We start from the raw sequence: 26300 nt of genomic DNA on the forward strand, positions 1-26300 counted from the left end.
GGCGCCTTCTATCGGAGCCAGCATGAGCTGATCTTGGTGTTCAAGCACGGCCACGAACCCCATCAGAACCACTTCAAGCTGGGTGAAACCGGTCGCTATCGCACTAACGTCCTGGAATACGCTGGGGCCAACGGTTTCTATAAGGGCCGCAACCAGGATCTCGAAGCCCATGAGACCGTCAAGCCGACGGCCTTGATCGCCGATCTCTTGCTCGATTGTTCGAGCCGCGGCGATTTAGTGCTGGATGCATTTGCTGGTTCGGGCAGCACCCTGCTGGCGGCGCATCACACTGGTCGCCGAGGCGCTGCGATCGAGATTGATCCACTCTATGTGGACACGGCGCTCGAGCGATTGGTGCTGGCCACCGGGCTCGTCCCTTACCATCTCGACGGTCGTACGTTCGACGAAGTCGCGGCCGAGCGCCTCGCTGGGATGGAGGCCGCCCAGTGAGCTCTCAAGACTATGCGGTAGGCTACAAGAAGCCGCCCAAACAGCATCAGTTCAAGCCCGGCCAGTCCGGCAATTCGAGGGGCAGGCCGAACGGGGCGCGCGGCCTCAAGACCGATCTTAAGGCCGAGCTCGAAGGCCGCATGACGATCCGCATCAACGGCGATCCCGTCACCGACACACGTCAGCGCCTATTTGTCCGCGCCTTGGCGTCGAAGGCGGCGACCGGTGACATAAGGGCGGCGCAAACTTTGTCGCAGCTCATCCTCCAGGTCCTGGGCACTGAGGATCGAGGGACCGCACGCCAAACCCTGTCTACAGGCGATCAGGCGATCCTCGACGAGTTGATCAAGAACGCTGACATTGGCGATTCAGCATGCTCAGAGGGCGCACCTCAAGTCCCGCCGAGTAAAGATTGACCAGTCCGCGCCTGGTCACCCATCGAGACTTAGAGCGCAGGGGGATAGACGATCCCGTTGCCCTCCTCCGTAGGCTGATGCGCCACGATTTTTGCGCATTTCTGCGCAAGGCATTCCCAGCAATCCGTGGCGGCGCACCGCTCTCTTGGAACTGGCACCTCGATGCGATCGCTTATGAGCTCGGGCGCATGGCGTCCGGCCAATCCCGAAATCTGCTGGTTACGATGCCGCCTCGAAACCTGAAGTCGATCACCATTTCGGTGGCTTGGGTGGCGTGGATGCTGGGCCGCGACCCGCGGCTCAATTTCGTCTGCGTGAGCTACTCTAATGAATTGTCGGCCAAGATGGCGCGCGATTGCATCTCCCTGATCCAAAGCGATTGGTACCGCGCATTATTTCCGGCGACGAACCTCTCGCCCAAACGATCCGCGACCTGGGATTTCGAGACCACCGTCGGAGGCGGCCGACTTGCCACATCAATCACCGGAACGCTGACCGGGCGCGGGGGCTCAATCATCATCGTCGATGACCCAATCAAGCCGGACGAAGCCCATTCGGAAACCACCCGAAATTCGGTCAACCAATGGTTTCGGTCGACGCTGTCCTCGCGCCTTGACGATAAAGAACGTGGCGGCACCATCGTCGTCATGCAGCGCCTCCACCAGGACGACCTTGCTGGCATGCTGATGGAGGCAGGAGGTTGGGTTGAACTGTCGCTGCCGGCGATCGCGCAAGAAGATCAATCCATTCCCTTACCAGGCGGACGCATCCGCCATCGCAAGGCCGGGGAATTGCTCCATCCCGAGCGGGAGTCTCAAGCTGTCCTGGACCAGCTTCGTTTGACCATGGGATCTTTCGACTTCTCGGCTCAGTATTTGCAGCAGCCCATTCCGGCGACTGGCAACCTCATCAAATCGGAATGGCTGAAATACTTCGCCGGGGGCTTCGATCCGCGAGGTGAGCCGGGCCAGATCGTTCAATCCTGGGATACCGCAAGCAAGGACGGGACGTTTAGCGATTATTCGGCATGCGTTACGGCCCATCTCCAGCGTGGGACTATCAAGCTGCTCGACGTCTTTCGCGAGCGACTAGCGTTCCCAGCACTAAAGTCCGCATGCATTCGCCTGGCGCGCAAACACAATGCCAGCGTCCTGCTGATTGAAGACGCGGCTTCAGGTACGCAGCTACTTCAGACGTTGAGGTCAGAGTGCCCCAGCGGTGTACCCCGGCCGATTGGTCGCAAGCCCGAAGCGGATAAAGTGTCGCGGGTGGCAGGCGTAAGCGCCCAGGTTGAAAGCGGTCAGCTGTGGCTCCCAGTTGACGCGCCGTGGCTAGCATCCTTCCAAGCCGAACTGCTCGGTTTTCCCAATGCCCGATATGACGATCAGGTCGACGCCCTTAGCCAGTTGTTGAGTTGGTCACGAAAAGCATTTCCTCGGCGGGTAAGAGCAGTCGCGCCACCTATCATCCTTAGGTCGCCCGATCCTTGCGACTACTTCTCCTGAGGAGAGCGCCTATGCCTTGGCTGGAGACGGTTTGATCAGGTCGGCGGGTTCAACGCCAAGCGCGACTGCGAGCTCGTAGAGCGTCACCACTGTCGGGTTCCGCTTACCGCGCTCAAGATCGCTGATGTATTGCTGGCTAAGCCCGGACGCCGCTGACAATTGTTCCTGGGTCATCCCGCGCGCACGTCGGAAATGTTCCGCATTCCTGCCGACGAGTTTCCGCATATCCATGCAGAAACTCTTGGCTTTCCCTAGCGAGGGAGTTTATCAACTATAATATGTATTAGCCATATATGGGGACGAAGTCGGATGTCGCCATCATTCACCGCTTTGCTTATCGCTCTGCAAGCGTCGTCAACCACAGCACCATTCGAATTTCGCGGTTTGACGGTCGCAACGACGGAAGCGGAGGCTGTTCAGCGCGGCATTGTGAACTCGTGCAAGAAGCATTTGATTCCTGGCGTGCGCGAGTGCGCCTTAACGGATCGATCACTTGCGGGCCGATCGACGCTCTTTGGTGTCGTGCAATTTCGCCAAGGGCGGATGGTCCACATTGGTGCGCTCGTGTCGTCGCAATATTTTGGCTTGGTCAGGGGTGCTTTGGACGAGCGCTACGGGAAGCCGTGCTTGGTCAATCCATCGACCGAGCGAAGGCGAGGGCCTGGTGACTCAATCTATTGGTGCTTTGACGACGGAGCAGTGCGCTTGCAGCAATATGCAACCGGCGGAATGACGAGCTTCAGCTACTACGCGCGAAGCTACGACGACCTAATCGGCGATCTTCGTCCCAGCATTGATTTTTAGTCTGTGCGATCTTCCCTAAATGGGGGTCCGCCGTATTGCGGCCCGGCACCCACCCTTGAGCGACCCGAACCCGGTTTCACATAAGATCCGGTGTCCTGCTGTTGCGGGGTCTAGTCACGCGTGAGTTGTCGCAGCGCTTCTTCGAGCTGAGGTCGAAGCGCTTCGTCGCCTTCAATAAGCGTCCAAACCTCATTCGAGATGCGCTCAAATTCCGGCTGGTTGGCCAGCTCCTCGCCCAGCTCTTCGGTCAAGAGCGCGCGCACGAATTTTTTCCGCAGGTCGCCGTCTCCAAAAGCATCGGACCCTTCGATCGCCTTGAATCGCTGAAGCGGTCCTGGGCTTGCCCGGTTCGCACCGGCCGAAGAACGCGAGCGGTTCTTGGCGGCCCGCTGCAGCTGCGCCCTCAGCTGGAGGACAATCTGGTCGACTTTGCCGATACCGGTCATGATGCTGTGCCAGAAGCCCCTAGTGCTGCGTCGGCTTGGCGCCGAACTGGTTGAGGAGAAAACTCGCCGCCGAAATACTGTCGTCGCCGGCCGCGGTCCCCGCTGCTTCGCCGGCCTCAAGGCCACGAACTTCGTCGATGATGAGCTGCATGTCGCGGTTGAGGGGAAGGTTTTCCGGGTTGGCGGCAATACCAGCTTCGAGGTGGCGGATCGTTTCGCCGAACTCGTCACGGATCAAGTGGGTAAGGCCAGCGACGAACGTGCGAAGATAATGGTCCCTGGGAAGCAAGGCGAGCGGTCCCCAAACGGACAGCGCCTCGGCTGGATCGCCGGACGTCAACAGGAAGAAGCCCAGCTGGAAGCGGGCGATGGCAAACTCAGGAGCAAGCTCAACCGATTTCCTCAAAGCCGGAAGGGCCTCGATTGGCCGGCCCAAACCGGCGAGCAGAGATCCGCGCAAGAAGTGCAACCTCGCATCATCGGGATATTCAACGAGCAGCCGGTCAGTCTGGGCCATCTCGTCATCCGCGCCCGACTGGATTGCCTCGACCAGGGACGCGAAAGTCTGTTCATCGCACAAACGAGGCTCATTGGTGGTCACGTCAAATTCTCCTTGCTGATCTTCTTTCTGAGCTTGCCGAGCGCCGAATGATGAAGCTGCGACACTCGCCCGCGCGATACGCCGATCAAATCGGCGATTTGGGTGAAGCTTAGGCCATGCTCGTAATGGTTGACGATGACCATGGCTTCCCGTTCGGGCAGAAATTCCACCGCTCTTGCCAGTAGCTGCTGGGTCTGGCGCCAGACCAAAGTATCATAGGCGCTTGCACCAGGATCGGGATCGTCGTCGCCAGCAATCAGTCTGGTCTCGGACAACATCAGACCGACCGCGAGCCCGACGGCGATCTCGGCAATCCGCTCGATCGCGTCCTTACCGTCCTCCGCCTGTTCTTTCAGTGATTGCAATCGCTCACGCTCAAGCCGGCGCCTGGTGCTGTGCTGGGCGTCAAGCTCGGAATTCCGGGAAAAGCCGTCGCGGATCGAGCCCAGGATCCGGCGGCGGGCAAAGCCACGGAACGGCGCCCCGCGCAGCGGATCGAAACTGTCGATCGCCTGAAGGAGGCCTTCATAGGCCCATTGCTCGGCATCAGACGTAAGGCTGCAATCGGTCGTGGGCCGCCAATGGCGGGTGGCAATTGAGCGGGCGTAGGGACGGTACAAATGGAACAAGGGTTCGCGCGCCTCCTGCCTGTTATCGAACCTCAGCGTCGCCCAGAGCAAGGCCTCGACCCGTTCGGGCCGGGTGATGATCCTCAGGCCACGGGAGCGCTCCACCTTCATCGAAAGCTGCCAAGCACTCCCTCGATGACCAGTCGCCAACCGTCGATCAGGACGAACATCAAGAGCTTGATCGGAAGCGAGATCGTCGCCGGTGGGACCATCATCATACCTAAGGACAGGAGGATCGCCGAAATCACCAAATCGATAATGAGAAAGGGCAGTAAGATCATGAAGCCGATGGTGAAGGAGACCCTCAGCTCGTTCAAAAGGAAGGCGGGGGCGAGCTTCATCACCTCGACCTCTTCCGGCGTATTGGGGACCGGCGTCTTGGCGATGGCGTAAATCGATTCAATGTCGCTGTCGCGGGTCTGCGCCAGCATGAAGTCGCGCAACGGCGCGCTCCCCTTCGAAAGCGCCTGTTCGGTGGAGATGCGGCCCGCAACATAGGGCTGGTAGGCGTCCTGGCTGATGCGGGAGATGACCGGCGACATGGTGAAAGCAGTGAGGAAAAGGGCGAGGCTGATCAGCACCGCATTGGGTGGGGTTTCGGGCATGCCGAAGGCATGGCGAACCATGGCGAGCACGATCACGGTCCGCACAAAGCTGGTCATGCAAATGACGATCGCCGGCAGGAACGCGAGCATGGAGAGATAGAGCGCGGTCCGGACCATCTCCGGCGCGCCGGCGGTGGTGGGGACGATCGCCGCCGAAGCGGGCGCTGCGACAAGCAAAACCAGGCCAAGTCCAATAGGGGTCAGATAGGCGAGCCTCATGATGAGGCTCCTTCGCTAGCCTGCGGCTCGACTTTTTCCTTGCTCAAGACCTGGCCGTCACCAGGGGTCAAAAGCAGCAGATATTCTTCGTCGCGAAAGCGGATGAGCGAGATGCTGTGTTGGACGGTAAGGCGGCGAACTTCGCGCACATCGATCAAGGGTTCGGCCTGGACCAGTCGGCGAATGAAAAGGGGGGTCCGCCCGCCGGCGCGATGCTTCAAATAGAGGATGGCGAGCAGGGCCATCACCAGACAGAGGATGAGCGCTCCGACGATGCGCACGATAGAGACGTCGGGCGAGCCGCCTCCCCCCAATTGCTGGGCAGCGAGCGGAGCGGGCGCGATCAGTGCACCAAGCGCCGCAATCGTCTTTATTTGGACACTCGAGATCATCGGGCGATGTCGATGATCCGAACGCCATATTGGTCGCCGATCGCAACCAGCTCGCCGCGAGCAACAGCAACCCCATTCAAACGAAGCTCGACATCCTTTTCTAGCGACGCATCGAGGGTCACGCTCGAACCTTTGTCGAGCTTCATCAGTTCGGCAACCGTCATCCTGGCGGTCCCAACGACGGCTTCCAACTCGACCTCGACCGAGCCGATGAGGTCAGGATCGACACCGGCGGCGCCAAGCTCATCGCCAACCAGCTTCACTGGCTGCTTCTTGTCCGTCACCTTGCCATCTTCTTTCGTTCCTTGAGGTTGATCGTCGCTTTGGGCCCGTCGGCCGCGATGGTGCCGCTGAGCCCGGTCGGCCGGCCGGCTGCCCTTAACGCGACGGCTCCGCTTGCTGCATCCAGCAGGACGACATCGCCTGGGGCGAGCTGCTCCAGCTCGGACAAGGTGATTGAGCCCTTGCCAAAGGCGGCATCGATCTCGACCGACTGTGGCCCAAGCGCACTGGTAATGCCGGTAAGCTTCCCCCGGATCGAGGCGGGCGCAAGCCGTTTGCGCCAGGCGATCATCTCCGACCTATCAATCGCCATCAGAAGGGAGGTACCGCTCCGGCGAAGGCTAATTTCCCACATCATCGAGCCGCCGAGGCCAAGCGCCTCGCAGTTGATGCGGGCAGCGGTTGGACGGCCGACAAGCGCGGCGATGCGCTCGACCAGATCGTCGAGGGCGCGAAGCGTTATATCCTCGAACAGCGGCCGATCGGCGCTCTGCACCGCATTGGCCGCAACCTGGCGGTCGAGCATCGCCTCGGCAAGCACCAACTGGCCGGTTTCGTCGAAGGCAAGGCCGCAAAGCCCGTCAATGCTCCGCCAATTGGGAAAGCGCGGCGCCATCCCTCCCACTTCGCGAAGGCGCGGGCGAACGCTCGCGCTCGCTTTGGCAAACCAGTGGCTGCTCCATTCGCCGATGAGCTGCTGGACGGCCCGCTCGAAATGAACGGGATCCATCGCGCCTGCCGGGAGCCAGGGTTTCGTGGCGGTCATCGCTTCCTCGTCGGTCCCTTATCCGCCTCAGCCCTGGCCACGGATGCCGAACAGCTGCTGGATCATATCGTTGGCGACGCTGATGATCTGGGAAGAGGCCTGGTAGCCGCGTTGGATGGTGATCAAATCGCCAAACTGCTTGGCCAGATCGACGTTGGAGGCTTCAAGCCGATGCGACACCACCCGGCCGACTTTCTCCGACGCGCTCGACATGAGTTCTCTTCCAGCATCGCCCTTATCGGCATAAAGCCCGCCGCTCCGTTCCTGGAGCGCCTGGGGGTCGCGGAAATCGGCGATGGCGATGGCGCCGAGCACCTGTTTTTGCTGATTGGAATAGCCAAGCTCGAGCTCGCCCTCGGCATTCACCGTAACGCTGGTGATGGTGCCGATACCCTGGCCGTCTACCGATGAGGTCCTGAGCGTTGAGACCTGCCCTGAAGAGAAAGAGGTGACGTTCGACGAAAAATCGAGTGTTACCGATAGGCCGTTGGCGGCATCGTCGAACACCAGCTTGGAAGTCGCCGGGTCGACCACGCCGACGTTGAACTTCAATGTCTGAGTTCCGATCGTCACATTCTTGTCGTCGGTGACGGTGACGGTCCATTCGCCGGGCGCCCCGGCGGCGGGCTTATCGAACTTCACCTGCCAAGTGTGAGCAGTGCCGACCGCGTCATAAACCTTGATATCGCTTAGCCCATAGGTGGTGGCAGTGGATGACAGATTGTCGGCGAATTTGATGGTGGTGGTTTTGGCCGGAAGGCTGGTCCGCGAAGCGTCGATCGAGAGCGTCACCGCCCGGCCCGATCCGTCGAGCGTAGCAAGTTTATAGTCGGTCCCGGCAAGGACGATAAAGCCGTCCTTATCGACTTCGAAGCTTCCGGTCCTGGTGTAGAAGACCTCATCGCCCCGCGTCAGAACGAGGAAACCAGTACCATCGATCGCAAGGTCGAGGTCGCGCTGCGTCTGGCGAAGTTCGCCTTGGGTAAAATCGCGCTGAATTCCGCCAAGCTCGACACCGGCGCCAGGCGAGGAAGAAGTGCCCGACAAGGAGAGGCCGCCATTATTCGCCGAACCGACGATGTCAGTGAAGCTGACGTTCGACGACTTAAAGCCCGAGCTGTTCAAGTTGGAGACGTTGCCGCTCACCTGCTGGAGCCCGCGCGAATAGGCGTTTAGGCCCGAGAGGCCGATATAAATGGCACCGAACATGGCTAATTTCCTTCCTTGATGCTGGTGACGGCAGATATCGAGATATTGCTGATGGTCTGGTCCTGGGCGGTCTTGATGGCGATCTTGGGCGCGCCATTGTCAAAGGTGACCGCGACCACCTTGCCCGACAGCGTCGCCGAACCCGCAGGGATCTCTACCGTCCGGCCGAGGAGGCTGGCCGCCTGCACATTGGCTTGGGCGGTCGCCATCTGTTCGAGCCGGTCATTCCCGGTCTGGCCGATCTGGATCTGCGAGAATTGGGCGAGCTGGGAGACGAACTCGAAATTGTCCATCGGCTTTAAAGGATCTTGGTAGGTCAGCTGCGTCAGGATGATCTTCAACAGTGATTCAAAGCTGAGCCCGAAGGCGTCGGTCGCGGCCTGCTGGGTCGAGCTGGATTGGGACTGCGCCGCAGTTTGTGCGTCGGAAATGGGTGAGACTTGCATCAGCCCACTCCCGGCTGACCGGGCATCATCCGGCGGCCGTTGAACCAAAGATCGTCAACGCCAAGGTCATGAGTTGTCATCAGCTCAGCGACGGCCGTGGCAAGCGCTTCTTCCTCAGCCTCGGAGAGGTAGCGGGCCGGTCCGATGATGCGGACCGAGTCACCGTCGATGAAAGCACGAAACGGGGTCGAGCCGAGGTCGAGCCGGACCGGCGGGTTATGCGCACGGGTGGGTTTGGCTGGGCCCTCTTCGCCGATCTGCGGACTCTCGCCAGGTACGGCCCTCGGTTCGGCCGGCGAGGCGGCCGGCTGCTTACCGTGGTCACGTCCCGCCGCCTGGGGCGGAAGCTCAGGAACGTGTCGCGGGGCCTTCTTTAGGACGGCGGCCATGTGATCCGCCGTCGGTTCGCCCGGGATCGTTTCCGGCCGAGGCTGTCCGTCCTCCGCCGGGCCGCCTGGCGGCAGGGGATGCGGCACTTCTGCAAATGCCGACTGCTCCACTGGCCCCTCAGCGAGGTGCTGCTCGAGCTTGGTGAAGAAACCGTCGGCGTTGAACAGATTCGCGCCGCCGCCGGCCGCTCGCTGACCGAGGAAATCCGTCGCCCCGGGGGGTCCGCCTTCAAATTCGCGGACCAGATTTCCGAACCGCGGAATGCCGCCATCGCTGGCCGCTGATCGTGATGTCGGCACCGGTATCGGCAGCGGGGGTGACGGGGGAATTCTCATGCTCATCGCTTTCCAAGCCTCCTTGCCAGCATCAGATCGTCAAGCTCGCTCATCCGCGCCTCATCCAGGACCACCTCGTGGCGGCGCCGGGCCCTGGCCAGCCGCTTTGTGTCGGCCTCGGCCCCGGCTTTGGCGAGACGTGCGGTTGAACCTTTCTCGCCGGCTTCGCGCGCGGCCGCCTCGTGCTGCTTCCTGGCGCCCGACAGGGCCAGCTCTTCGGCGATGACCCGGCCGGCTGCGGAGCGAATCGAACCCGGCCCAAGCAATGACGAGCCAACGCATGCCGACCAGTCCTCAAAGGCATCGAGCGCTTGTTGCCCAGCGTCACGCTCTTGATCCTCGCAGGTCTGGCGGTGGCTCTCCGCCTCGTTCCATTCAGCCCGGGCGATCGCTTCCCGGACTCCAGCAATGGCCGACAACTCTGCAAGCATTCGAACCTCTTGGGCCTTAGCCATGACGGGCCTCCCCAAGCGCATCAGCGAGCTGCTTAACGCCTTGCTCGGTGGGACAATATTCATCCTGCGGTTGAGCAAGGAACTGGCGAAGCGGTTCGCGCCGGGCGATCGCACGGTCGATCAGCGGGTCGGACCCGTTCTTGTAAGCGCCAGATTCGATCAGCACCCTCGCCTCGTTCCAGGCGCTCATCAGGCGAATGGCTTCGGCGATGAGCTTGCGGTGCGAGGTGGGCGTGCGCCGCTCGAGCCCGCGGCTTACGCTCTTGACCACGTCGATCGCCGGAAACAGCGACTGCTCGGCGAGGCTCCGTGAGAGGATGATATGCCCATCCAAGAGCGACTTCATCACCTCAACGATGGGATCGTCGACCTCGTCGGTTTCGCTTAGGACCGTCATCACCGCGCTGATTGCGCCGCCGCCCCGAACCGCGCCGCAGCGCTCGACCAGGCGGGGAAGCGCGGCGAAAACATTGGGCGTATAGGCCCGCAAGGTCGGCGGGGCGCCGGCGGCAAGGCCGATCTCACGCTGGGCCATGGCGAGACGAGTGACTGAATCGATGATGATAAGGACATGGCGGCCCTGGGCGCGCCAATATTCGGCGAGCGCCAACGCTTGAAGCGGCGCCCGCGCGCGTGACGGCGCGCTTTCGTCCGAGGTCGCAGCGACGATGGTGAAGCGCTGTTTGTCTTCACGCTTTTGAATCGACCGCCACAGGCTTTCAACCTCGCGGCCGCGCTCGCCGACCAGGCAGCAAATTACCTGGTCGGCCTCGGTCTGAAATGCGATCTGCTCAATGAGGCTGGTCTTGCCGACGCCGCTAGCGGCGAAAATCCCGATCCGTTGGCCGCGACCGAGCGAGAGCAAAGCGTCGATCGACCTGATGCCGGTCAAAAGCGGCTGGGTCGGCGCCTCGCGGTCGAGCGGTGGCGGAAGGTCACCATGGATGGGCCAGGGCCGGGCGCCGAGGAGCGGCCCTAATTGATCGATCGGCCGGCCGAGCGCGTCGATCGCGCGCCCGGCAAAATCTCCACCTGCCGGTGCAGTGGCGCCCTTGCCCGTTGCAACCACTCTCGATCCGACGCTGATCCCCTCGACCGGTCCGAACGGGCTCAAAAGCAATCGGCCGGGCTCGACGGCGATGATTTCGCTTAAGGTAGGCGGCCCTTCGCCCAAGATTTCGCAAAGTTGGCCGATTGTCCCGGCGGGCCCATCGGCTTCCACCATATGCGAGGCGATCGAGATGACCCGCCCCTGCGCCGGCGCGAGCTCAACCGTGTCCAGCCGTTCGAGCAATTGGTCTTGTGTCAGCATGCGGCAGTCGCAAGCTCATCGAGCAGCTTGGCCAATCGGTCCCATTGGGCGCCCACCCCCAATTCCTCATGGCCCATATGAAGGTCGACCAGGCACTCGCCTGAACGAAGCTTCGGGTCGGCTTCGACCTGAGCTCCCGCGGTGGATCCAAGGGCGGTGATTTCGTCTGCGGAAAAATCGACACCGCTGACCCTAACCCTGACGATGGCCGCCTTGTCCGTCGCGGCAATGCGCTTCTCGATCGAGCCGACGATAAGCTCGCTTCGCCATTCGGGATTGCCGATCAAACGGCCAAGCGCACCCTTGGCAATCAAGATGGCGAGCTGGCCGGTCGAGCTAAGCTTAGCTTCCCAGGCAGCAAGCGCGTTTTCGATCCCGTCGCCGATAAGCGCGAGGCGCTCGGCGGATTTTTCATCTCGCTGCTTACGCCCTGCTTCAAGGCCTTCAGCCCGCGCCTTTTCGAGCCGACCGCCAATACCGCTCTTCAATAGGTCGAGCTCTTCTTCGAGCTCGGCGATGCGCTGTCCAAGCAGGATGGCCGGATCGGCCGCCCGCTCGATGGGCGCCGCACCAGCACCGCCTTGCTCGCCACCGGGCGGGCGGAGTAAGACTTCCGCATGGGCCGCCTTGATCAGGCTCATGCGATCGCCTTCCGCTTTTTCGAGCGCCACGAAAACGGAACCTTGGGCCCGGCCTCGGCCGGAAGCAGCCGCTCGGCATCAAGCAGCGCTTCACGGGTCGCCGGCGTCAAACTGGGCGCTCCGTTCCTCGCCGCCGCCAGGCTTTCGGCCAGCCAGGGCGAGAGGCTGGCGAGCGCATCGAAGCTTGTTTCGGGCCGCTTCTTGATCCGGCCCAGCTGGGCAAGGATCAGTTTCTTCTCCTCATCCTCCAGCCTTTGGAGAATTGCCTTGCGGTCGCCGGCCCCGAGCTGGTGAAGCTCGAGGACGAGGTCAACGAGGGCCGGCGAGGCGCGCTTCATACGCTTTGCTCGATGAGCAGCTGGTCGCGAAGTCGAACATAGAGCTCCTCGCGGTGAACGAGCCGGCGGCGGCGGACCGCCAGGAGCATCATAAAGCCGGCGATTGCCATGGCGCCGAGCGCCGCGAGAGCGATGATATTCCCGTTTAGCATTGCCGCCGGAGATGGGTCGGGCTGGCGCGAAGCCGCGGCCTCGACGGCGCTCGGGGGCACAAGCGCCGGCGCCGGCACCTGCGGCTCGATCAGGAATTGGACATCGTCGCCGGCTGCCGCGGTCACTCCCACCGACCTTGTGATCGCCTGCTCGAGCCCCGCCTGGAGCGAAGCCGGGACCGGCCTTGGCGTAAAGAGTTCGATCCTCACCGCATAATTGCGTTGGTTCGCAGACTTGAGGTCAGGAACCGCTCCATCCTCGCCATCGGGGACCGAAGGCGAGGTGGTGACTTTGACATCGAAGTTAAGGTCGGGGGCAACGGTCGAAATGGCCCCTCCTATCCGCTCGGCATAGGCCCGCTCGAGCTTGGTGGCGGCTGCCATCCGGTCGGGCGCGCTGATCGGCTGGGCGGTCATGAGCTCACCGCGCTGGTTTAAGACCGCGACATTTTCAATCTTGAGGTCGGTAACGGTCGAGGCAACTAGCCGCCGGATGCCCTCGACCCGCTGTTCGTCGATCAGTATCCCGGGCTTGGGAATGATGGTGACCGCCGCGCGCGCTTCGCTCCGGCTGGCGCGGAATAACGAGCGTTCGGGAAGGGCTAGGTGGACCCTGGCATGGGCAATCCCGTCCATTTCCATGATGGTCCGAGCCAATTCGCCCTGGAGCGCTCGCTGGTAATTGATCTTCTGGGCAAAGTCGGTGAGCCCCATGTCAGATTCGTTGAAGAGCTCGAATCCGACCGAGCCGGGTTCGCTGACCGAGCCGCTCTGGACCGCCAGGCGAAGTTCGTCGGCCTGGCCGGCGGGAACGAGGATCGTACCTCCTCCCGATGCCAACCGATAGGGAATTTCCTGCTTCTTGAGCTCGGCGACGATCGCATTGGCTTCGGCGGGTCTCAGCCCCGAGGCCAGCGGTGCGTAATCGGTGCGAAGGAACAGGAAATAGCCCGCGGCAAGAAGTGCAAGCACAGGCAGGAGGATAAGGCCGATGAGCCTTATCTGCTTTGCCTGGCCCGAGGTGATCAGATGGGAGGATGTGGCCATGACGCGTTAAAGCTGCATGTTCATGAGGTCGCGGTAAGCTTCGGTGATCCGCGCCCTCACCTGCATCGCAAGCTCAACTGAAAGGCGCGCTTCTTCAAGCGCAAAGGTCACCTGGTGAACCGGCACGCTGTCATCGACGGCAAAGCGTTTCACCAGCTCGTCGGCTTTCGAAAGCTTGGTCTCCATCGTTTGGAGCCCATGTGCCAGGAGGTCGCCAAAGCTGGTGCCGGCGGATTGGGCGGGCGCCAATGAAGATAGCGGCGAAACCGAGGGGATCATGCCGGCGCCGACCGGCGCGATGGGAGGAATGGCGCTCATGACTGCCGTCCCAGCTCCAGCGCTTTCGAATACATTTGGTGGGCGAGGTTGAGGGCAACCAGATTGGCTTCATAGGCGCGGCTCGTCTGGATCATCAGCGTCATTTCGCCGGCCCGGTCGATATCAGGATAAGTCACAAAGCCTTGCGCATCGGCATGGGGATGCTTGGGATCATGGACCCGGCGCACCGAGCCCGGCTCTTCCTCCAGACCGAGGCTTTGCACCCCAGCTAAAGCGGTTGGCGCGCTACTGTTCATTAGCGAAGCAAAGCCTCCCTTAGGGCCCGAGAGGAGCCTTAAGGGCCGGTAGGCGCCGCCTGAAGCGGTGCGGCTAGTGTTGGCATTGGCAAGGTTCTGGGCAATGACCTGAAGTCGCTGCCACTCAATATCCATGCCGGTCCGGCTGATCGCCATCGCCTCCATTATTGGCCTCCCCGGATCAAAGTTCGCTGCAATGAAAGCTCACGGCTGAGGACATCGACCAGCGCGCCAAATCGCTGGGCCGTCTCGGAGGCCGTCGCCAGCTCAAGGTCGATCCGGTTCTGTGCTGAAGTCCCTGCGGCCGCGGCCTCGTTGAGTTTGGGCTCGACCGCGCGGATGGAAAGTTCGCCTCCCTTGGCGGCCGAGGCGAGCTCCTCCTCGAAGCTGACCCGGACCGGCCGGTAATTGGGGCTATTGGCATTGGCGATATTTTGCGCGGTCGCCTCGGCGCGAAGCGTGAGGCCATCGAGCGCTTTCGTAATAATCGCTGAGATGCTGCTATCCATGATGGCTCCTATTGGACGATGAGTTCGGCGTGGAGAGCGCCGGCGGCTTTGACCGCCTGGAGGATGGCGATCATTCGCCTGGTATTGACCCTGGCCCTGGACAAGGCCTCGACCAGGTCGGCGACACTGGTGTTGGGAAGACGAACGACGGCATCGCCTTGATCTTCGCTGACATCGAGCCTCGTATTGGTGACCGTGAGGCTGCGTATGTCGCGGGCGAAACCATCGATGAAGCTTGGCTGCGAGGCATAGCGATCGCCGGTGACGGTGACGCGCACATCGCCCTGACTGATCACCACGCTCGAGATCATCACGTCGCCGCCGGCGACCACCGTTCCGGTTCGCTCGTTGATGACGACCCGCGCTTCATGCTCCGGCTCGATCATGAGCGACTGGATTTCGGCGGCGAAGGAGGCGAGGTCGTTGGATCCGCCTTGATATGCGATCCGAACTTCATCGGCGTTTCGGGCGACCGCGACATTGGCGCCGAAGCGGTTGTTGATCGCATTGGCGATACGGCTGGCGGTCGAAAAATTGGGCTCGGCCAGCAGGAAATTGATGGTGCCATTAGCACCGACGATCGAAGCGTCGACCGAGCGCTCGACCGTGGCTCCGCCTTGCAATACCGCCGTCGTCGGATAGTTGCGTTGCTGGCTGTTCAAATCGGATTCAAAGCTATGCCCTCCAGTGACGATCGGCCCTTGGGCGAGAGCATAAACCCGCTGGTCGGGCGCCATCAGCGGCGTCATCAAAAGCGCTCCGCCGGCAAGGCTCCGCGCATCGCCGATCGACGAGACAGTGACGTCAAGCTTGTCGCCGACGTTGGCTGACGCCGGAAGCTTGGCGATGACGATCACCACCGCAACGTTGCGGCTCGAAATCTGATCTTCCGTGACGCTCGTTCCGAGCCGGCTCAGGACATTTTTCAATGCCTGCTGAGTGACTGCGTTACGGCGGGTATCGCCTGATCCGGCCAGGCCGGTCACCAACCCATAGCCAATTAGCGAATTCTCTCGCCAGCCGTCAAACCGGCCGATCGCAGAGAGCGGCACCTGTTGCGCGGCGGCCGGGGCGGACACGCCGATCAGGGCGATAAGCAGGGCAAGCACTAGGTGCCGCATCAAGTCAGCCCCAGGAAACTGAAGATCTTGTTGATGATGCCGGGCTTGGCGCTACGCGAAACGAAGCCCTTCCCGTCATAGTCGATCTCGGCGTCCGCGATTCGGCTGGAAAGGACGCTGTTGTCGCTGGCGATGTCGGCGGTCCGCACTCGGCCCTTAACCGCGACGCGGGTTCGCTCGCCGTTGATGCGGAGCCATTGATCGCCGCCAACGACCAGGTCGCCGTTGGGCAGAACCGCTTGAACGGTCAGGGACATTTGGGTGACGAAGCGCTCGCTGCGGCGCACTTCGCCGCGACCCGCATAGCCGCCGCCAAACTGGAGTTCGCCGCTTTCGGAGAGATGCCCGCCCGAGATCGAGCCGGACAGATCGGTCGCCTTGCGCGAGTTGTTCTGGGCCGAATTGGTAGCCTCGGCAGCCTGGAAAATATTGATTGTCAGTATGTCGCCGATTGCCGAGGCGCGGCGATCCGCCGTCATCGCCGACCAGCTTGGATCCTGGTAAAGATTGTCGGCCCGGCCGGCCGAGGCCAGGCCGAGCAGGGCAAGGCAAAGCCACCTAGTCATTCGATGCGCTTTCCCGCACGTCGATGGTCGCGGCGAAGACTTCGCCATCGTCGGTGCGCACGAAGATGCGCCGGTCCTGCGGCCGCGCGCCCTGGAGCGCGGTCACCGGCCGTTCGATTGTAATCGGCCCGACGTGAGACACGAGCGTCAAACGGTCCCCCCTCGATATGGCTGTCGCCACCGGCGAGGAATCGCCCGAATCCACGGGCGCGGCCGGAACGGCGGCAAGCAGAAAGGCGGTGAGCGCGATCATTGGCTTAGCGGCGAAGCCCGTTGGCGAGACCCATGAACTGGTCCGCGGCCTGGACCACCTGGGCATTGGCGGCATAGGCGCGCTGGACCATCAGGAGTTGGACCATTTCTTCATTGAGCTCGACGGTCGAGCGCTCGAGCGAGCCCTGGAGTATGAGGCCAGCACCATCTTCGCCGGGCTTGGCTTCGTCCAGCCGCGCGCTGTCGAGCGCCCGGTAAAGGCCGCCGTCCATCCGCTCGACCGAGGCGGGGTCGTCGACCTTGACCAGCATGATCTGGCCAATCTCGACGATTTCGTCAGCGCTGGTCTTGGCACGGACCACACCGTCGGAGCCGATCTCGATCGCCTTGGCGTCGGTCGGGATCGAGATCGCGGCTTTGAGCTCAAGTCCAGATGCGGTCATCAGCTGGCCTTCGGTCCCTACCTTCAGGCCGCCACCACGCCACAGCAGGGTTTGGCCGCCGGGGCCCATCAGCTCGATGAAGCCGGCGCCATTGATGGCGAGATCGGTTGGGTTGCCGGTGGAGTCGATCCGGCCCTGCTCATTGAGGAGATAGAGCGCATCGGATTCGACGCCGGCGTTCGACACCTCACCCGAAAGCGCGCTCGCCGGCGTGGCGCCGTCGACCGGCTGCGAGGCCAGCACTTCGGAGAAGCGCACTTCGGTCCGCTTGAACGCCGTGGTGTTGATGTTGGAGATGTTGTTGGCGATGGTGTCGAGCGCCTTCTGCTGCGCGTCGAGCCCGATGGCCGCGATCTGGAATGCACCGCTCATAGTTTTCCCGCCTGCTCCTATCGTTGCCCGAAGGTGGTGATCGCTCGGCCGATCAGATCGTCGTAAGTTTGAACGAGCTTCGCGCCGCCTTCGGCGTTGCGCATCGCTTCCATCATCGCGACCATCTCGTCGGCCAGCGCGACGTTGGACGTTTCGACCATGCCCTGGTGAAGCTGCACTTCCTTGACCTCCTCAGCGTCCGACAGAGCGAAAAAGGATCCACCGAGGGCACGCGTCTCGACACCGTCGCCGGGCTGGAACAAGGCGATCCTGCCGACCGCCGCGCCGTCCTGGAGGACGGTGCCGTCGCCGAGGATTTGAGCATTGGCGAAGGGCAGCACGATGTCCCCGTCGGCACCCTGCACCGCCATACCCTGGGCGTTGACCAGCCGCCCGTCGCCGTCGCGGTGGAACTGGCCCTGCCGCGAATAGACGATGTTTCCGTTGGCGCCGGCGAGGCGGAAAAAACCCGCCCCGCCGATGGCGAGATCGTACGGATTTCCGGTCTTGGAAAGCTTGCCCTGTGTCAGGTCGACGCGGCTCTTCTCAACTGTGCTGGGCGCAAGCGTGCTCGCTTCCGAAACGGCGTCGGAATAGAGTTTTTGTGATTTGAAACCTGGAGTCGTCAGGTTGGCGACGTTGTTGGCCGTCGCCTCCATTCGACGTTCGGAAACACTCAGGATCGCTCGCGCCGACTCGATCAAGTCGGCCATTCCACCCCCAAACTTTCGGCGGGATGGTTAATGGTCGGGGAGCCGACTGATTCGCAAGCTGGATTCTTTCGCCACTTTATTTTTTGGAATTGGTTCCGTTCAATTTCTCCCTCTGCACGTAGAGAGAATTTGATCGGGGTTGGACTGATGCATCCGAGCCACAGTTTTGGTTAACGGGCGTGAACCGTGGCCAAATGTTCATAAAGTTCACGTCGCGAGGGCCCGCCCTCCTCCGCGCACGCCTTCCCTCGGCCACGCTGCGCCGGGCTTCGACCCAGGCGTCGAATTCCTCGATCGTCATGTCCTGCCCAGCCCGTGCCGCCATCAGCCGTCCTCCAATTTTGGCGACGGCCTATGAACCAGATAGGTTCTGTAGGACAGCGATTTTTGCTTGACGTCGTCGGCAGCTGATCGAGGCGGGAGATCAGGATTTGGGAGACGCGGGAATTAGTGCATTTAGTAAACTGTCACCGTAATCTAATTCCACCTGTCACCGTAATCCCAATCCTATTGAAATAATATGGGCAGGTCTCTCTCTTGGCTGAGTCTTGCTAGATCAATAAGCCGTTGCAGCAAAGGAACTCCATCAATATCGAAGAAACAATCATAAAATGTTGCTGCTTCAATTTTAGCCGACTTAGCGACCTCCGTTTTCCATCCCGCTGGAAGGGTTACGGGCGGATAGTTTTGAAATTCGCTAGCAATCTCCGTCAACTCGCGCTCCAGTTTGATAGCATCGGTAGAATTCCATTCGCCATCATTATCGGGATGCAATATTAGCGTGGGAAAACGGCTTCCAACTCTACCTCCCTCAAGTGCTGCCACGACCGCTTCCCGAAAGAAGGCGAAATCCGCATAAGAACCGATCTCAACTCCATCGAGTTCTTCGTCACCATCAAAAATCGTCAAATAAAGACCCACTATCGCCTCACGATCTGGATGTGTGCGGGATTTTCACTGATGAGCGACGACAAGTCATCGTAGAACTCACATTGCTGGCGAACATTCAAAACTAGAGTTTTCCCTTCCTGAATCGCCCTGAAGAGCAATAGCCGGATTTGGTAAGTAGCGTGCAAATGGGAGGCGCTCTTCAATAGATGGATTTGATTCCCAACCTCGGCGTCCGGTCGCGTCGCTCGCGGTACCGGCCTGGCGAAATCATGCTTCACAAGATTCTCCTAATTGTTCATTTTGTCACGTTGACGCCCCAGCGGTTCAGCCACTGGTTGAATGTCGGATTGATGGGACGGGCTGTGGAAAGTGTAAAGTCCGTTCCTGTTGATACCGAGCGATACGTCTGTAACCGCAACTGATAGCTGGAATTCAGCGTGCTCGATCCGCTCTTGCGCTCAAAGAATCCACCGTCAATCGCATCGAATATAGTGCCGACAGGCTTTCCGCCAGGCGTATATTTCGCTGTGCCCACAATGTCTTGGAAGAGTTGGCTATCAATTTCAGCGGCACTCGGCCGCCAGAGGGCCTTGCTGCTGTTGTCGAATCCCATTTCGGCCATCCAGGCGGCTTCATCAGCAACGCCCGCGGCCAAGTGACTCGGCATCCCGCCTTCGACCGCGAAGTCGAATGATCTTATCGTTGGCGAATAGCTTGCGGTTGGGCCCACGAATGCGCCAAGCGCCTCGCCCGCAACCATTGACGTGTAGCCCCTAATCCTGCCTTCTTCGAACATTTGGCGATAGGGTTCGGCAACGATTGCCAGGACCTTATCAGGATTATCCCATAGGTCTGACAATGTAGCGCCGATCGCGTCTATTCGAGCCCCTGTCCTCGCATTTGCATTGGCATCATAAGGCGCCAAATTGGCATCGATTACGAACTTGCCGGTAGCAATCCCGGCGCCAACGAGACTCCTTCCCACGTCATAGAGGCCTCCGACTACATCACTGCCAATTCCGACTAGCGCCTCGCCTCCTGCTTCGAGCGCGTAGTCGATTTGTGCTCGGTTCCAAGCATCCTCGCTGACAAAATCCTGCCAGTGCTGTTCCCCGGTCTCCAGATTTATCCCATACCGACCGAAGTAGTCGAGGCCATCGTCACCTTTCATGTGATAGGGGTCGACCCAAACGGCAGGGTCAACAGGAACGATCTTTTCGCCTGCCCTCGGACCATCAGCATAGATCACGGCCGCTAGCGGGCGAGACACGGACGCCGCCGATGAGGCCTTCTGGCCATACAGATATGTGTGATAGGCTGCGGCAAAGCCACGCATTCTCGTTTTGGTCCTCGTACCTGTAACAACGATTTCCTGCTCATCGCCCGTGGACTCCGGCGTCGGTTCAGCAGTTTGACCCGTGCTTCCCGGCGCCTCCACGGCCGTCCCACTAAGTGGCGCTGCTGCTCGAGGCGCTGGCTGTTGCGAGGCGGCGTGCCGCCCCCCGTAGACAAGTATGTTGCCAATCGTATTGCCGATTACATCCGGCAGTCCGGCCAGCAAATTATCGCCGAAATCACTGCCATTGATCACGCTGCGCGTAGCCGCATTGGCGATTGATCCGGCCATATCCGCGACCGTGTTGACGCCGAAATTCGCGATGCTTCTGCTGTCGATATAGGGCTTGGCTCCAATCGCCTTGCCAATGCCCGCGCTTACGCCTGCCGCGACGCCGGCCGCTGCAACGCCGGCCCAATCAAACTTTTTCTGAAGCCCGGTAACAACACCAATGCCCTGCGATATCGCGCTGGATGCGGCGGCGCTCACACCGGCCCGAAGCGCGGTGCTGGTGATGGAGCTGAACACGCCGGAGGCATTCACCCCCGCAGTCACGCCACCGGCAATGCCCGCCAGTGCGACGGCCTTCCAGCTAAAGCTGTCCTGGATGCCAGCGGCTATGCCAACGCCCTGGCTTACCGCCGAACCAATCGCCGCAGCACCAGCGCCGATCGCGACGCCCAGGGCGCCCATTGAGCCGCTGGCGAGCGCGCCAAGGCCGCTCAAAATGCCGGACGCCGGGCCGAGTGCCGCCGCTGCTGCGCCAGCAGTAATAGCCGTCACCGCCACCGCTACGACGACGATTAGGAGCTGTCCGAACATGCCGCACTTGTTCTTCTTCGGCGGTTTGTTGGTGGTGGGGCTGAGATCGCCGGTCGCCCGAGCGGTGTCGTAGGGGTTGAAGGTCGCGGCGTTGTTGCTGCTCTTGACCACGCCGACCGGGACGCTGAGCGTCTGCCCCTCAACCAGCGCGGAATTGGCGCCGAGGCCGTTGCTCTCCGCCAGCTTGTACCAGAGGCTGGAATCGCCCCACAGAGAGGCGGCAATGCCCTGCAGCGTGTCGCCCGACTGGACGACGTAGCGACTGGCGTTCTGGCCGGTACCGGCGGTGATCGGGTTCAGCGGCGTGAAGGTCGACGTGCCGACCTCCGCGCCGGCGACCGAGGCGCCACCGTGATAGAATTTGCTGCTGCCCGAGGCAGTCGACATGTGGTCATCGATCGACTGCTTGTAGTTGATATTGTCGATATTCTTCTTGTCGTCGCTGGTATATTCGGCGACCTGCCGGCCGCTGACAAAGACATGATGGTCCTCGGGGTCGTTGGGCCCAGAATTGTTGACGTCACGCAGCAGGATCTGCTCGTCGGCGGTCATCGCGAAATGGACCGTCCGGTTGATGCCATCATTGATCTTGGTCCGCTGTAGCCGGCCGAGCCCGTCGTAGATGTAGTCGGAGGTATAGATGCTGTTCGACGAGGAGCCGGTGTCGCGGTCGTAATCGGTGTGCAGAGTCTTGCCGGTGTCGTACCAGGCGTAGCTGTTGGTCAGCGACGTATCGAGCGCACCCGAATCCGAACCATTCTTGTAATTGTCGCTGACAGTCGAGGTCAGCATGCCGGTCACCGCGTCGTAGGTGTTGGTGACCTTGTTGAGGAAGGTGTCGGTGCCCTTCTTCTGACTGGTCTCGTCATAGGTGACCTGGCCGCGCGCGTTGTAGGTGATGCTGTAGCGGTTCTGGAGGAAGTTGTTGAGGGAATCCTTCTCCGTGTAGGCCGTGACGCGACCCGCGAGGTTCCGCGTCGTGGTTGCGGTGTATCCGGTTTCTTCATCGTAGGTCGACGTAAGATTGCCGTCGTTATCGTAGGTGAATTGCTCGCTGTAGTTGAAGTAATAAGTGTGATGAATCTCCGCCTCATATTCTGAAACGCGACGCGTCTCGGTCTTGCGATTGCCGGCAAGGTCATACGACATATAGGTGCCGTCAGTGTCGGCACTGATCATGATGGCGGTGCCGCTGCTAAATCCGTTCGCGGCAACCATCCGGTTCATGGCATCATAGTCGAACCATTTGTCGGTCGATAAGCTTCCGCCAGCGACGAGGTTGGGTGAAGTGGCCTGGGTCCTCCGGATGTTGCTGTTGAGGTCATACTCCTGATGGAGGGTGGTGGTGCCCGTCGAGCTGGTGCTCGTCAGGTCAGTCAGGCGCCCCAGCGCGTCATAGGTGACCGTCGCGTCTTGCAGCGTCTGGGCACTGGAGACATAGCTGTTCCAGCTGGCGTCGCTGACGCTCTTGTAGACTGTACCGGAATATTTCTCGGCCGTCCGGTTGCCGTTGGCGTCATAGGCGAAGGTACCGGTGATGGTGTTGAGGCCGGTCCCGGCGGTGTCGACCGTCTGGCTGACGAGGCCGGTGTTGAAATAGCTGTGGACCAGGGTGGTCGTGTAAGTGCCGTTCGACCCCGAGACGTTGGTGAGGCGGCCGGCCTTGTCATAGGTGTTGGTCTCGGTGTGGGCCCCGGTGTCGGTCTCTGTGGTGACGTTTCCGAAAATGTCGCTGGTCTCGGACTTGGTCTTGCCGAGCGAGGTGGTGGTCTGCGTCCAGCCGCCGGTGGTGCCGAGCGCGGTCGCGATGCTGGCCGACCAAGTATAGCTGTTGGTGGTAAGGTCGGCGGCGAAATCCTTGGTGCTTACGACCCGACCCTGCAGGTCGTAATCGGTGGTTTCCTTGGTTCCTGAACCGTAGAAGCTGTTCCAGTGCGTGATCCGCTGGCCGAGCAGATCATAGGTAAAATTATCGACCAGGCCGCCGCGGTGGGTCTGCGTGATCAAACGGCCCATGGTATCGTAAACGTGGGTCTCGTCGACATTGAGCTCGTTCCTTAGGATCCGCGCGTCGCCGAACACGTCGTACATCGTACGGGCGATGCCGCCATCGACATGATATTCGGCGGTGACCAGCGCTTCGGCCTCGCCAAAGCCAGAGCCGGCGAGCAAAGTGCGGCTGGTGAGGTTGTTATTGGCGTCCTTGCTGGCGACCAGACGGCCCGAGGCGTCATAATAGTATAGCAGCGTCGGCCGCGCGCTGGTGACCGTCCCGCCTACGCTAGTCCAGTTTACTGCGGGCAGCTGCTTCTGGATGAGCCGGCCCATCGTGTTGTAGGTGAGATCGGTGGTGTAGCCGCGCGCGTCGGTCTGGGACGCGGTCTCGCCGAACGCGTTGTAGGTCTGGCTGGCGGTGATCGAGACCTTGCCGCCGGTGGCGCTCAGTTCGCGCTGGGTGAGGATCGACGACAGCGCCTGACCGCGCTTGTCATAGGTGGCGATCGAGGCGTTAAGCCCATCGACGAACGTCGCGCCGGCGGTGGCGCCGAGGTAGCCGAGCACCTGGCTGATGGTTTTGGTCGAGAGATCCTGGGCGGTGTAATTCTCATCCTCGATGGTCAGCGTCTTGTTGCCATTGGCGTCGTAGACAAAGAACCGCCACACCCCGTCGCCCGAGTTGGTTTTCTCCAAGAGGCCGCGGTTGTTATAGCTGAACGTCTCCTGCCATAGGCCGTTAATGCCGCGCTGCGAGACGTCGCCATAGACGTTGTACGCCGTGTTCTGGCCATCGCCGCGGGTCCAGCTGGTAGCGCTGACCTTGGTGGCGATCGCTTGACCCACCACCCGACCAAGCAGGTCACGGCGGTAGAGGATGCCCTCGTTGAGCTGGGTGGTGCCATCGGACTTCACCCTGGTGTAGCTGTCGCGAACGATATTGCCGGCGGCGTCATAATCATAAGAGTGGGTGCCGCCCGCTGGGTCAGTGACCGAGGCGAGACGGCCACCCGCACCATAGGCATAGGTGGTGATGCGATCACCCGCGACCGCGGTCGCCCCGCCCTGACGGGTGCGGGCGAGGTTGTTGAGACCGTTATAGAGATAGTCGACCGTCGGCGTCACCGTCGTCAAGGTCTGATCGCCATAGGAAGCGCGGCTCTCCTTGGTGAGCCTACCGGTCGCATCATAGGTGTAGGCGACCGTATCGCCGGCCGCTTCCTGCTTGGTCAGCACCTGGCCGAGGCCGTTGTAGGTGTAGGTGATGGTCGAAGCGACGGTGGTTTCGGTGATGGCGCCATTAGTGGTGTTGACCGTGGCGATCTTGACGCTCGCCCTGCTCTCGGTCAGCCGGTTGCCGTTCCGGTCATAGGTGAAGCTGGTGGTGCGGTCGTTGGTGGCGTCCGCCGCGACCGTCGGCGGGGTTCCGCCGAGCGAAGGCGTTCCCACATATTTGGTGGCGAATCGGGTCTCGCCAAGGACATTGCCTTCCGCGTCATAGGACCAGCTGGTGAGGTAATTTTCCTGATCGGCCTGGACCGTCTTGCGGCCGAGCTTGTCATAATAGGAGTAGGCCGCATTGCCGTTGGCGTCGGTCGTCCGGATGACGTTGCCATTGGCGTCATAATCGATCGAGCTGGTGATGGTCACGGTGGTCGGAGCCACCCCGCTGGTGCCATTCCACGTGCCGACCAGCACGCTGGCGATGGACGTAGTCTTCAACCGGCTGAGGTTGTCGTAAGTGTAGACGGTTTCGCGATAGTTGCTGGCGTTGATCGGCGCCGGCGGGGCGGTCGCGGTGGCCAGCGGCACCGTCACCGCATCGCCATAGACCCGCGCCGTCAGCATGTTGCCATTGGCGTCATAGGTCCAATGGGTCATCGTTCCCAGAGGACCGACCTCATCGGTCTTGCGGCCAAGGTCGTCGTAGAAGCTGACGGTGCGCCCGCCATAAGCGTCGGTGACTTGCTTCAACCGCCCGGCGGCATCGTAAACATAGCTCTCGGTCGGGATGACGCCGGTCGACGTGGTGACCGTCACCGCGGTGGTCGAGGTAAAGTCGCTGTAGGAGACGGTTGAGACCGCATCCAGGGTCTTTGAGGTCAGCCGGTTGACCTTGTCGTACACGTAGTTGGTGGTGCGCTGCTCGGTGAGGCCGAACGCCTCGATCATCCTGGTGCGGTTGCCGCGCGCGTCATATTCGAACTTGTTGGTGACGGTTGAAGCCTGGGTCGTGCCGTCGGCGCGCATCGCCGCCATCGGCAGGATCTCGGAAGTGAGCAGCCCGCGCCGGTCATAGGCGTTGGTGATGCTCCCGCCGAGCTTGCCAAGAACGCTGGTCCGGTCGCCAAAGGCATTGAGCGTATATTGCTCATAATAGCCTTCGGCATCGGTCGCCTTGGTGGTGAGGCCGCGCTTGTCATATTCGAACGATGTGACCGCGTCCTTGGCGTCGGCAGTAACCGTGGGAAGCGTTCCAACTACCGCGGTCCCGGTCGCCTTGTTGTAGCGCCGGGTGACGTTCAGCACCTGGCTGAACGCGGTGTAGCTGGTCTCGGTGACATAATCCTCGGCATCACGCACCGAGATCAGGCGGCCGAGCTTGTCATAATAGCTGAAGCTCGAACGCCCAAGCTTGTCGGTGACCTTCACCGCCTGGCCGAACCCGTCATATTGGTAGGTAACGACCCCGGAGAGCGCATCCGTCTGGGTCAGCACCTGGCCAAGATGATCATAGGTGAAGCTGGTGACCTTGTTGTTGGCGTCGGTCACCGTCAGCACATTGCCGAGGCCGTCATAGCTTTGGCGGACGATCGCGACTTCCGGCGACCCATAGGCGCCATGGGTCTCGATCACCCGCCCAGCCCCGTCATAAACATAATGGGCGGTGGCCGCGTCATTGGTCCCCCAGGCGATCGTCTGGTCACTGGTGAGGCCATTGGCGCCGTAGGTGAACCGCGTGATGCTGCCTTCGGCGTCGGTCACCGTATCAACCCGGCCCAGCGCATCATAAGCGGTCAGCGTCTCGACCTTGATCCCGCCGCCTGCGGCAAGCAGGCTGGTGACATTGTCGATGGTGGTTGAGTCGCCGACCGTAATCGCATTGGACCAGCGGGTGGTCTTGGTCACCCGCCCCTCGGCATCGACGTCGACCTGGGCCGCAAAGCCCTCGCCATCGATGGTGTAGCGAAGCTCGCCCGAGCCATCATAATAGAAGCGGGTCGCGCGGTCGTTGGCGGCGCTGGCATTGCTGGTAACCCAGCTGTCCATGGTCGCCTTGGCCGGCAGGCTGGTGGTCGAGCGG

30 protein-coding genes are annotated in these 26300 nt (G+C 61.3%); 4 read left to right on the forward strand and 26 right to left on the reverse strand.

What is annotated here, in order from left to right:
- The 3 genes from Q0C64_RS07320 to terL form a co-directional block, all read left to right on the forward strand.
- Window positions 1-450: site-specific DNA-methyltransferase (locus tag Q0C64_RS07320; protein WP_294122177.1), on the forward strand; the 450-nt coding region annotated here is incomplete at its 5' end.
- Window positions 447-866 (forward strand): DUF5681 domain-containing protein, encoded by a 420-nt coding sequence (locus tag Q0C64_RS07325; protein ID WP_294122180.1) that lies wholly within the window; start codon window positions 447-449, stop codon window positions 864-866. The genes Q0C64_RS07320 and Q0C64_RS07325, both read left to right, overlap by 4 nt.
- 77 nt (window positions 867-943) lie before the next feature.
- Window positions 944-2371, forward strand: coding sequence for a phage terminase large subunit (terL, locus tag Q0C64_RS07330; protein WP_294122183.1), 1428 nt, complete (start codon window positions 944-946; stop codon window positions 2369-2371).
- A gap of 9 nt (window positions 2372-2380) precedes the next feature.
- Here terL and Q0C64_RS07335 read toward each other — a convergent pair whose 3' ends face one another.
- Entirely contained in the window at window positions 2381-2602 is a 222-nt protein-coding gene (locus Q0C64_RS07335; RefSeq protein WP_366004475.1) for a helix-turn-helix transcriptional regulator, read from the reverse strand.
- A gap of 78 nt (window positions 2603-2680) precedes the next feature.
- On the opposite strand from Q0C64_RS07335, the gene Q0C64_RS07340 reads away from it, so the two are divergent.
- Complete coding sequence (locus Q0C64_RS07340) at window positions 2681-3175, forward strand: hypothetical protein (protein WP_294122186.1); 495 nt, start codon at window positions 2681-2683, stop codon at window positions 3173-3175.
- A gap of 110 nt (window positions 3176-3285) precedes the next feature.
- Here Q0C64_RS07340 and Q0C64_RS07345 read toward each other — a convergent pair whose 3' ends face one another.
- The 25 genes from Q0C64_RS07345 to Q0C64_RS07465 all read right to left on the reverse strand — a co-directional run bounded on the left by Q0C64_RS07345 (window position 3286) and on the right by Q0C64_RS07465 (window position 26266).
- A complete protein-coding gene (locus tag Q0C64_RS07345) occupies window positions 3286-3621 on the reverse strand; it encodes a hypothetical protein (protein ID WP_294122188.1) in 336 nt (111 codons plus the stop codon).
- 19 nt (window positions 3622-3640) lie between these two features.
- Entirely contained in the window at window positions 3641-4222 is a 582-nt protein-coding gene (locus Q0C64_RS07350) for a hypothetical protein (protein WP_294122190.1), read from the reverse strand.
- Window positions 4219-4956 carry a sigma-70 family RNA polymerase sigma factor gene (locus Q0C64_RS07355; protein WP_294122192.1) on the reverse strand — a complete coding sequence of 246 codons (738 nt, stop codon included), beginning with the start codon at window positions 4954-4956 and terminating at the stop codon, window positions 4219-4221. The genes Q0C64_RS07350 and Q0C64_RS07355 overlap by 4 nt, the downstream gene beginning before the upstream one ends.
- A 2-nt stretch (window positions 4957-4958) precedes the next feature.
- Window positions 4959-5675 (reverse strand): flagellar type III secretion system pore protein FliP, encoded by a 717-nt coding sequence (gene fliP, locus Q0C64_RS07360; protein WP_294122194.1) that lies wholly within the window; start codon window positions 5673-5675, stop codon window positions 4959-4961.
- Window positions 5672-6067: a hypothetical protein gene (locus Q0C64_RS07365; protein WP_294122195.1), complete on the reverse strand. Its 396-nt coding sequence runs from the start codon at window positions 6065-6067 to the stop codon at window positions 5672-5674. Before Q0C64_RS07365 ends, fliP begins: the two co-directional genes overlap by 4 nt.
- A complete protein-coding gene (locus Q0C64_RS07370; protein ID WP_294122197.1) occupies window positions 6064-6351 on the reverse strand; it encodes a FliM/FliN family flagellar motor switch protein in 288 nt (95 codons plus the stop codon). Before Q0C64_RS07370 ends, Q0C64_RS07365 begins: the two co-directional genes overlap by 4 nt.
- A complete protein-coding gene (locus tag Q0C64_RS07375; RefSeq protein WP_294122198.1) occupies window positions 6348-7115 on the reverse strand; it encodes a FliM/FliN family flagellar motor C-terminal domain-containing protein in 768 nt (255 codons plus the stop codon). The genes Q0C64_RS07370 and Q0C64_RS07375 overlap by 4 nt, the downstream gene beginning before the upstream one ends.
- 27 nt (window positions 7116-7142) lie before the next feature.
- On the reverse strand, window positions 7143-8324 hold the full coding sequence (locus Q0C64_RS07380) for a flagellar hook-basal body complex protein (protein WP_294122199.1): 1182 nt from the start codon (window positions 8322-8324) through the stop codon (window positions 7143-7145).
- A 2-nt stretch (window positions 8325-8326) separates the two neighbouring features.
- On the reverse strand, window positions 8327-8770 hold the full coding sequence (locus Q0C64_RS07385; protein ID WP_294122200.1) for a flagellar hook capping FlgD N-terminal domain-containing protein: 444 nt from the start codon (window positions 8768-8770) through the stop codon (window positions 8327-8329).
- Window positions 8770-9501 carry a hypothetical protein gene (locus Q0C64_RS07390; protein ID WP_294122202.1) on the reverse strand — a complete coding sequence of 244 codons (732 nt, stop codon included), beginning with the start codon at window positions 9499-9501 and terminating at the stop codon, window positions 8770-8772. Before Q0C64_RS07390 ends, Q0C64_RS07385 begins: the two co-directional genes overlap by 1 nt.
- Complete coding sequence (locus Q0C64_RS07395; RefSeq protein ID WP_294122203.1) at window positions 9498-9950, reverse strand: hypothetical protein; 453 nt, start codon at window positions 9948-9950, stop codon at window positions 9498-9500. The genes Q0C64_RS07390 and Q0C64_RS07395 overlap by 4 nt, the downstream gene beginning before the upstream one ends.
- Complete coding sequence (locus tag Q0C64_RS07400; protein WP_294122205.1) at window positions 9943-11262, reverse strand: FliI/YscN family ATPase; 1320 nt, start codon at window positions 11260-11262, stop codon at window positions 9943-9945. Before Q0C64_RS07400 ends, Q0C64_RS07395 begins: the two co-directional genes overlap by 8 nt.
- A complete protein-coding gene (locus Q0C64_RS07405; RefSeq protein WP_294122208.1) occupies window positions 11256-11903 on the reverse strand; it encodes a hypothetical protein in 648 nt (215 codons plus the stop codon). The genes Q0C64_RS07400 and Q0C64_RS07405 overlap by 7 nt, the downstream gene beginning before the upstream one ends.
- Complete coding sequence (locus Q0C64_RS07410; protein WP_294122210.1) at window positions 11900-12241, reverse strand: hypothetical protein; 342 nt, start codon at window positions 12239-12241, stop codon at window positions 11900-11902. Before Q0C64_RS07410 ends, Q0C64_RS07405 begins: the two co-directional genes overlap by 4 nt.
- Window positions 12238-13440, reverse strand: a complete 1203-nt coding sequence (gene fliF, locus Q0C64_RS07415) for a flagellar basal-body MS-ring/collar protein FliF (protein WP_294122213.1) — start codon at window positions 13438-13440, stop codon at window positions 12238-12240. The genes Q0C64_RS07410 and fliF overlap by 4 nt, the downstream gene beginning before the upstream one ends.
- A 6-nt stretch (window positions 13441-13446) precedes the next feature.
- On the reverse strand, window positions 13447-13758 hold the full coding sequence (locus Q0C64_RS07420) for a flagellar hook-basal body complex protein FliE (RefSeq protein WP_294122216.1): 312 nt from the start codon (window positions 13756-13758) through the stop codon (window positions 13447-13449).
- Window positions 13755-14180: a flagellar basal body rod protein FlgC gene (flgC, locus tag Q0C64_RS07425; protein ID WP_294122218.1), complete on the reverse strand. Its 426-nt coding sequence runs from the start codon at window positions 14178-14180 to the stop codon at window positions 13755-13757. Before flgC ends, Q0C64_RS07420 begins: the two co-directional genes overlap by 4 nt.
- Window positions 14180-14524 carry a hypothetical protein gene (locus tag Q0C64_RS07430; protein WP_294122221.1) on the reverse strand — a complete coding sequence of 115 codons (345 nt, stop codon included), beginning with the start codon at window positions 14522-14524 and terminating at the stop codon, window positions 14180-14182. The genes flgC and Q0C64_RS07430 overlap by 1 nt, the downstream gene beginning before the upstream one ends.
- 8 nt (window positions 14525-14532) lie before the next feature.
- Window positions 14533-15633, reverse strand: a complete 1101-nt coding sequence (locus Q0C64_RS07435) for a flagellar basal body P-ring protein FlgI (RefSeq protein WP_294122223.1) — start codon at window positions 15631-15633, stop codon at window positions 14533-14535.
- Between the two features lie 11 nt (window positions 15634-15644).
- Window positions 15645-16211: a flagellar basal body L-ring protein FlgH gene (locus Q0C64_RS07440; RefSeq protein ID WP_294122226.1), complete on the reverse strand. Its 567-nt coding sequence runs from the start codon at window positions 16209-16211 to the stop codon at window positions 15645-15647.
- Complete coding sequence (locus tag Q0C64_RS07445; protein ID WP_294122228.1) at window positions 16204-16464, reverse strand: hypothetical protein; 261 nt, start codon at window positions 16462-16464, stop codon at window positions 16204-16206. Before Q0C64_RS07445 ends, Q0C64_RS07440 begins: the two co-directional genes overlap by 8 nt.
- A 4-nt stretch (window positions 16465-16468) precedes the next feature.
- Window positions 16469-17239 (reverse strand): flagellar hook basal-body protein, encoded by a 771-nt coding sequence (locus Q0C64_RS07450; RefSeq protein WP_294122231.1) that lies wholly within the window; start codon window positions 17237-17239, stop codon window positions 16469-16471.
- A 17-nt stretch (window positions 17240-17256) separates the two neighbouring features.
- Window positions 17257-17952, reverse strand: coding sequence for a flagellar hook-basal body protein (locus Q0C64_RS07455; protein WP_294122233.1), 696 nt, complete (start codon window positions 17950-17952; stop codon window positions 17257-17259).
- 507 nt (window positions 17953-18459) lie between these two features.
- Window positions 18460-18873, reverse strand: a complete 414-nt coding sequence (locus Q0C64_RS07460; protein WP_294122234.1) for an Imm70 family immunity protein — start codon at window positions 18871-18873, stop codon at window positions 18460-18462.
- 265 nt (window positions 18874-19138) lie between these two features.
- Window positions 19139-26266 carry a LysM peptidoglycan-binding domain-containing protein gene (locus Q0C64_RS07465; protein WP_294122236.1) on the reverse strand — a complete coding sequence of 2376 codons (7128 nt, stop codon included), beginning with the start codon at window positions 26264-26266 and terminating at the stop codon, window positions 19139-19141.
- Window positions 26267-26300 lie beyond the last annotated feature (34 nt).

It is taken from the genome of Sphingomonas sp. (assembly GCF_023266535.1).
In the GTDB taxonomy this organism is placed as follows: Bacteria; Pseudomonadota; Alphaproteobacteria; order Sphingomonadales; family Sphingomonadaceae; genus Sphingomicrobium.

Excerpts from the sequence above, each read along its gene's own strand:
- terL (WP_294122183.1), top strand. The coding sequence starts at position 944 with ATGCGCCACGATTTTTGCGCATTTCTGCGCAAGGCATTCCCAGCAATC.
- Q0C64_RS07335 (WP_366004475.1), bottom strand. The coding sequence starts at position 2,602 with ATGGATATGCGGAAACTCGTCGGCAGGAATGCGGAACATTTCCGACGT.
- Q0C64_RS07340 (WP_294122186.1), top strand. The coding sequence starts at position 2,681 with ATGTCGCCATCATTCACCGCTTTGCTTATCGCTCTGCAAGCGTCGTCA.
- Q0C64_RS07345 (WP_294122188.1), bottom strand. The coding sequence starts at position 3,621 with ATGACCGGTATCGGCAAAGTCGACCAGATTGTCCTCCAGCTGAGGGCG.
- fliP (WP_294122194.1), bottom strand. The coding sequence starts at position 5,675 with ATGAGGCTCGCCTATCTGACCCCTATTGGACTTGGCCTGGTTTTGCTT.
- Q0C64_RS07365 (WP_294122195.1), bottom strand. The coding sequence starts at position 6,067 with ATGATCTCGAGTGTCCAAATAAAGACGATTGCGGCGCTTGGTGCACTG.
- Q0C64_RS07375 (WP_294122198.1), bottom strand. The coding sequence starts at position 7,115 with ATGACCGCCACGAAACCCTGGCTCCCGGCAGGCGCGATGGATCCCGTT.
- Q0C64_RS07380 (WP_294122199.1), bottom strand. The coding sequence starts at position 8,324 with ATGTTCGGTGCCATTTATATCGGCCTCTCGGGCCTAAACGCCTATTCG.
- Q0C64_RS07385 (WP_294122200.1), bottom strand. The coding sequence starts at position 8,770 with ATGCAAGTCTCACCCATTTCCGACGCACAAACTGCGGCGCAGTCCCAA.
- Q0C64_RS07390 (WP_294122202.1), bottom strand. The coding sequence starts at position 9,501 with ATGAGCATGAGAATTCCCCCGTCACCCCCGCTGCCGATACCGGTGCCG.
- Q0C64_RS07395 (WP_294122203.1), bottom strand. The coding sequence starts at position 9,950 with ATGGCTAAGGCCCAAGAGGTTCGAATGCTTGCAGAGTTGTCGGCCATT.
- Q0C64_RS07400 (WP_294122205.1), bottom strand. The coding sequence starts at position 11,262 with ATGCTGACACAAGACCAATTGCTCGAACGGCTGGACACGGTTGAGCTC.
- Q0C64_RS07405 (WP_294122208.1), bottom strand. The coding sequence starts at position 11,903 with ATGAGCCTGATCAAGGCGGCCCATGCGGAAGTCTTACTCCGCCCGCCC.
- Q0C64_RS07410 (WP_294122210.1), bottom strand. The coding sequence starts at position 12,241 with ATGAAGCGCGCCTCGCCGGCCCTCGTTGACCTCGTCCTCGAGCTTCAC.
- fliF (WP_294122213.1), bottom strand. The coding sequence starts at position 13,440 with ATGGCCACATCCTCCCATCTGATCACCTCGGGCCAGGCAAAGCAGATA.
- Q0C64_RS07420 (WP_294122216.1), bottom strand. The coding sequence starts at position 13,758 with ATGAGCGCCATTCCTCCCATCGCGCCGGTCGGCGCCGGCATGATCCCC.
- flgC (WP_294122218.1), bottom strand. The coding sequence starts at position 14,180 with ATGGAGGCGATGGCGATCAGCCGGACCGGCATGGATATTGAGTGGCAG.
- Q0C64_RS07430 (WP_294122221.1), bottom strand. The coding sequence starts at position 14,524 with ATGGATAGCAGCATCTCAGCGATTATTACGAAAGCGCTCGATGGCCTC.
- Q0C64_RS07440 (WP_294122226.1), bottom strand. The coding sequence starts at position 16,211 with ATGACTAGGTGGCTTTGCCTTGCCCTGCTCGGCCTGGCCTCGGCCGGC.
- Q0C64_RS07445 (WP_294122228.1), bottom strand. The coding sequence starts at position 16,464 with ATGATCGCGCTCACCGCCTTTCTGCTTGCCGCCGTTCCGGCCGCGCCC.
- Q0C64_RS07450 (WP_294122231.1), bottom strand. The coding sequence starts at position 17,239 with ATGAGCGGTGCATTCCAGATCGCGGCCATCGGGCTCGACGCGCAGCAG.
- Q0C64_RS07455 (WP_294122233.1), bottom strand. The coding sequence starts at position 17,952 with ATGGCCGACTTGATCGAGTCGGCGCGAGCGATCCTGAGTGTTTCCGAA.
- Q0C64_RS07465 (WP_294122236.1), bottom strand. The coding sequence starts at position 26,266 with ATGGACAGCTGGGTTACCAGCAATGCCAGCGCCGCCAACGACCGCGCG.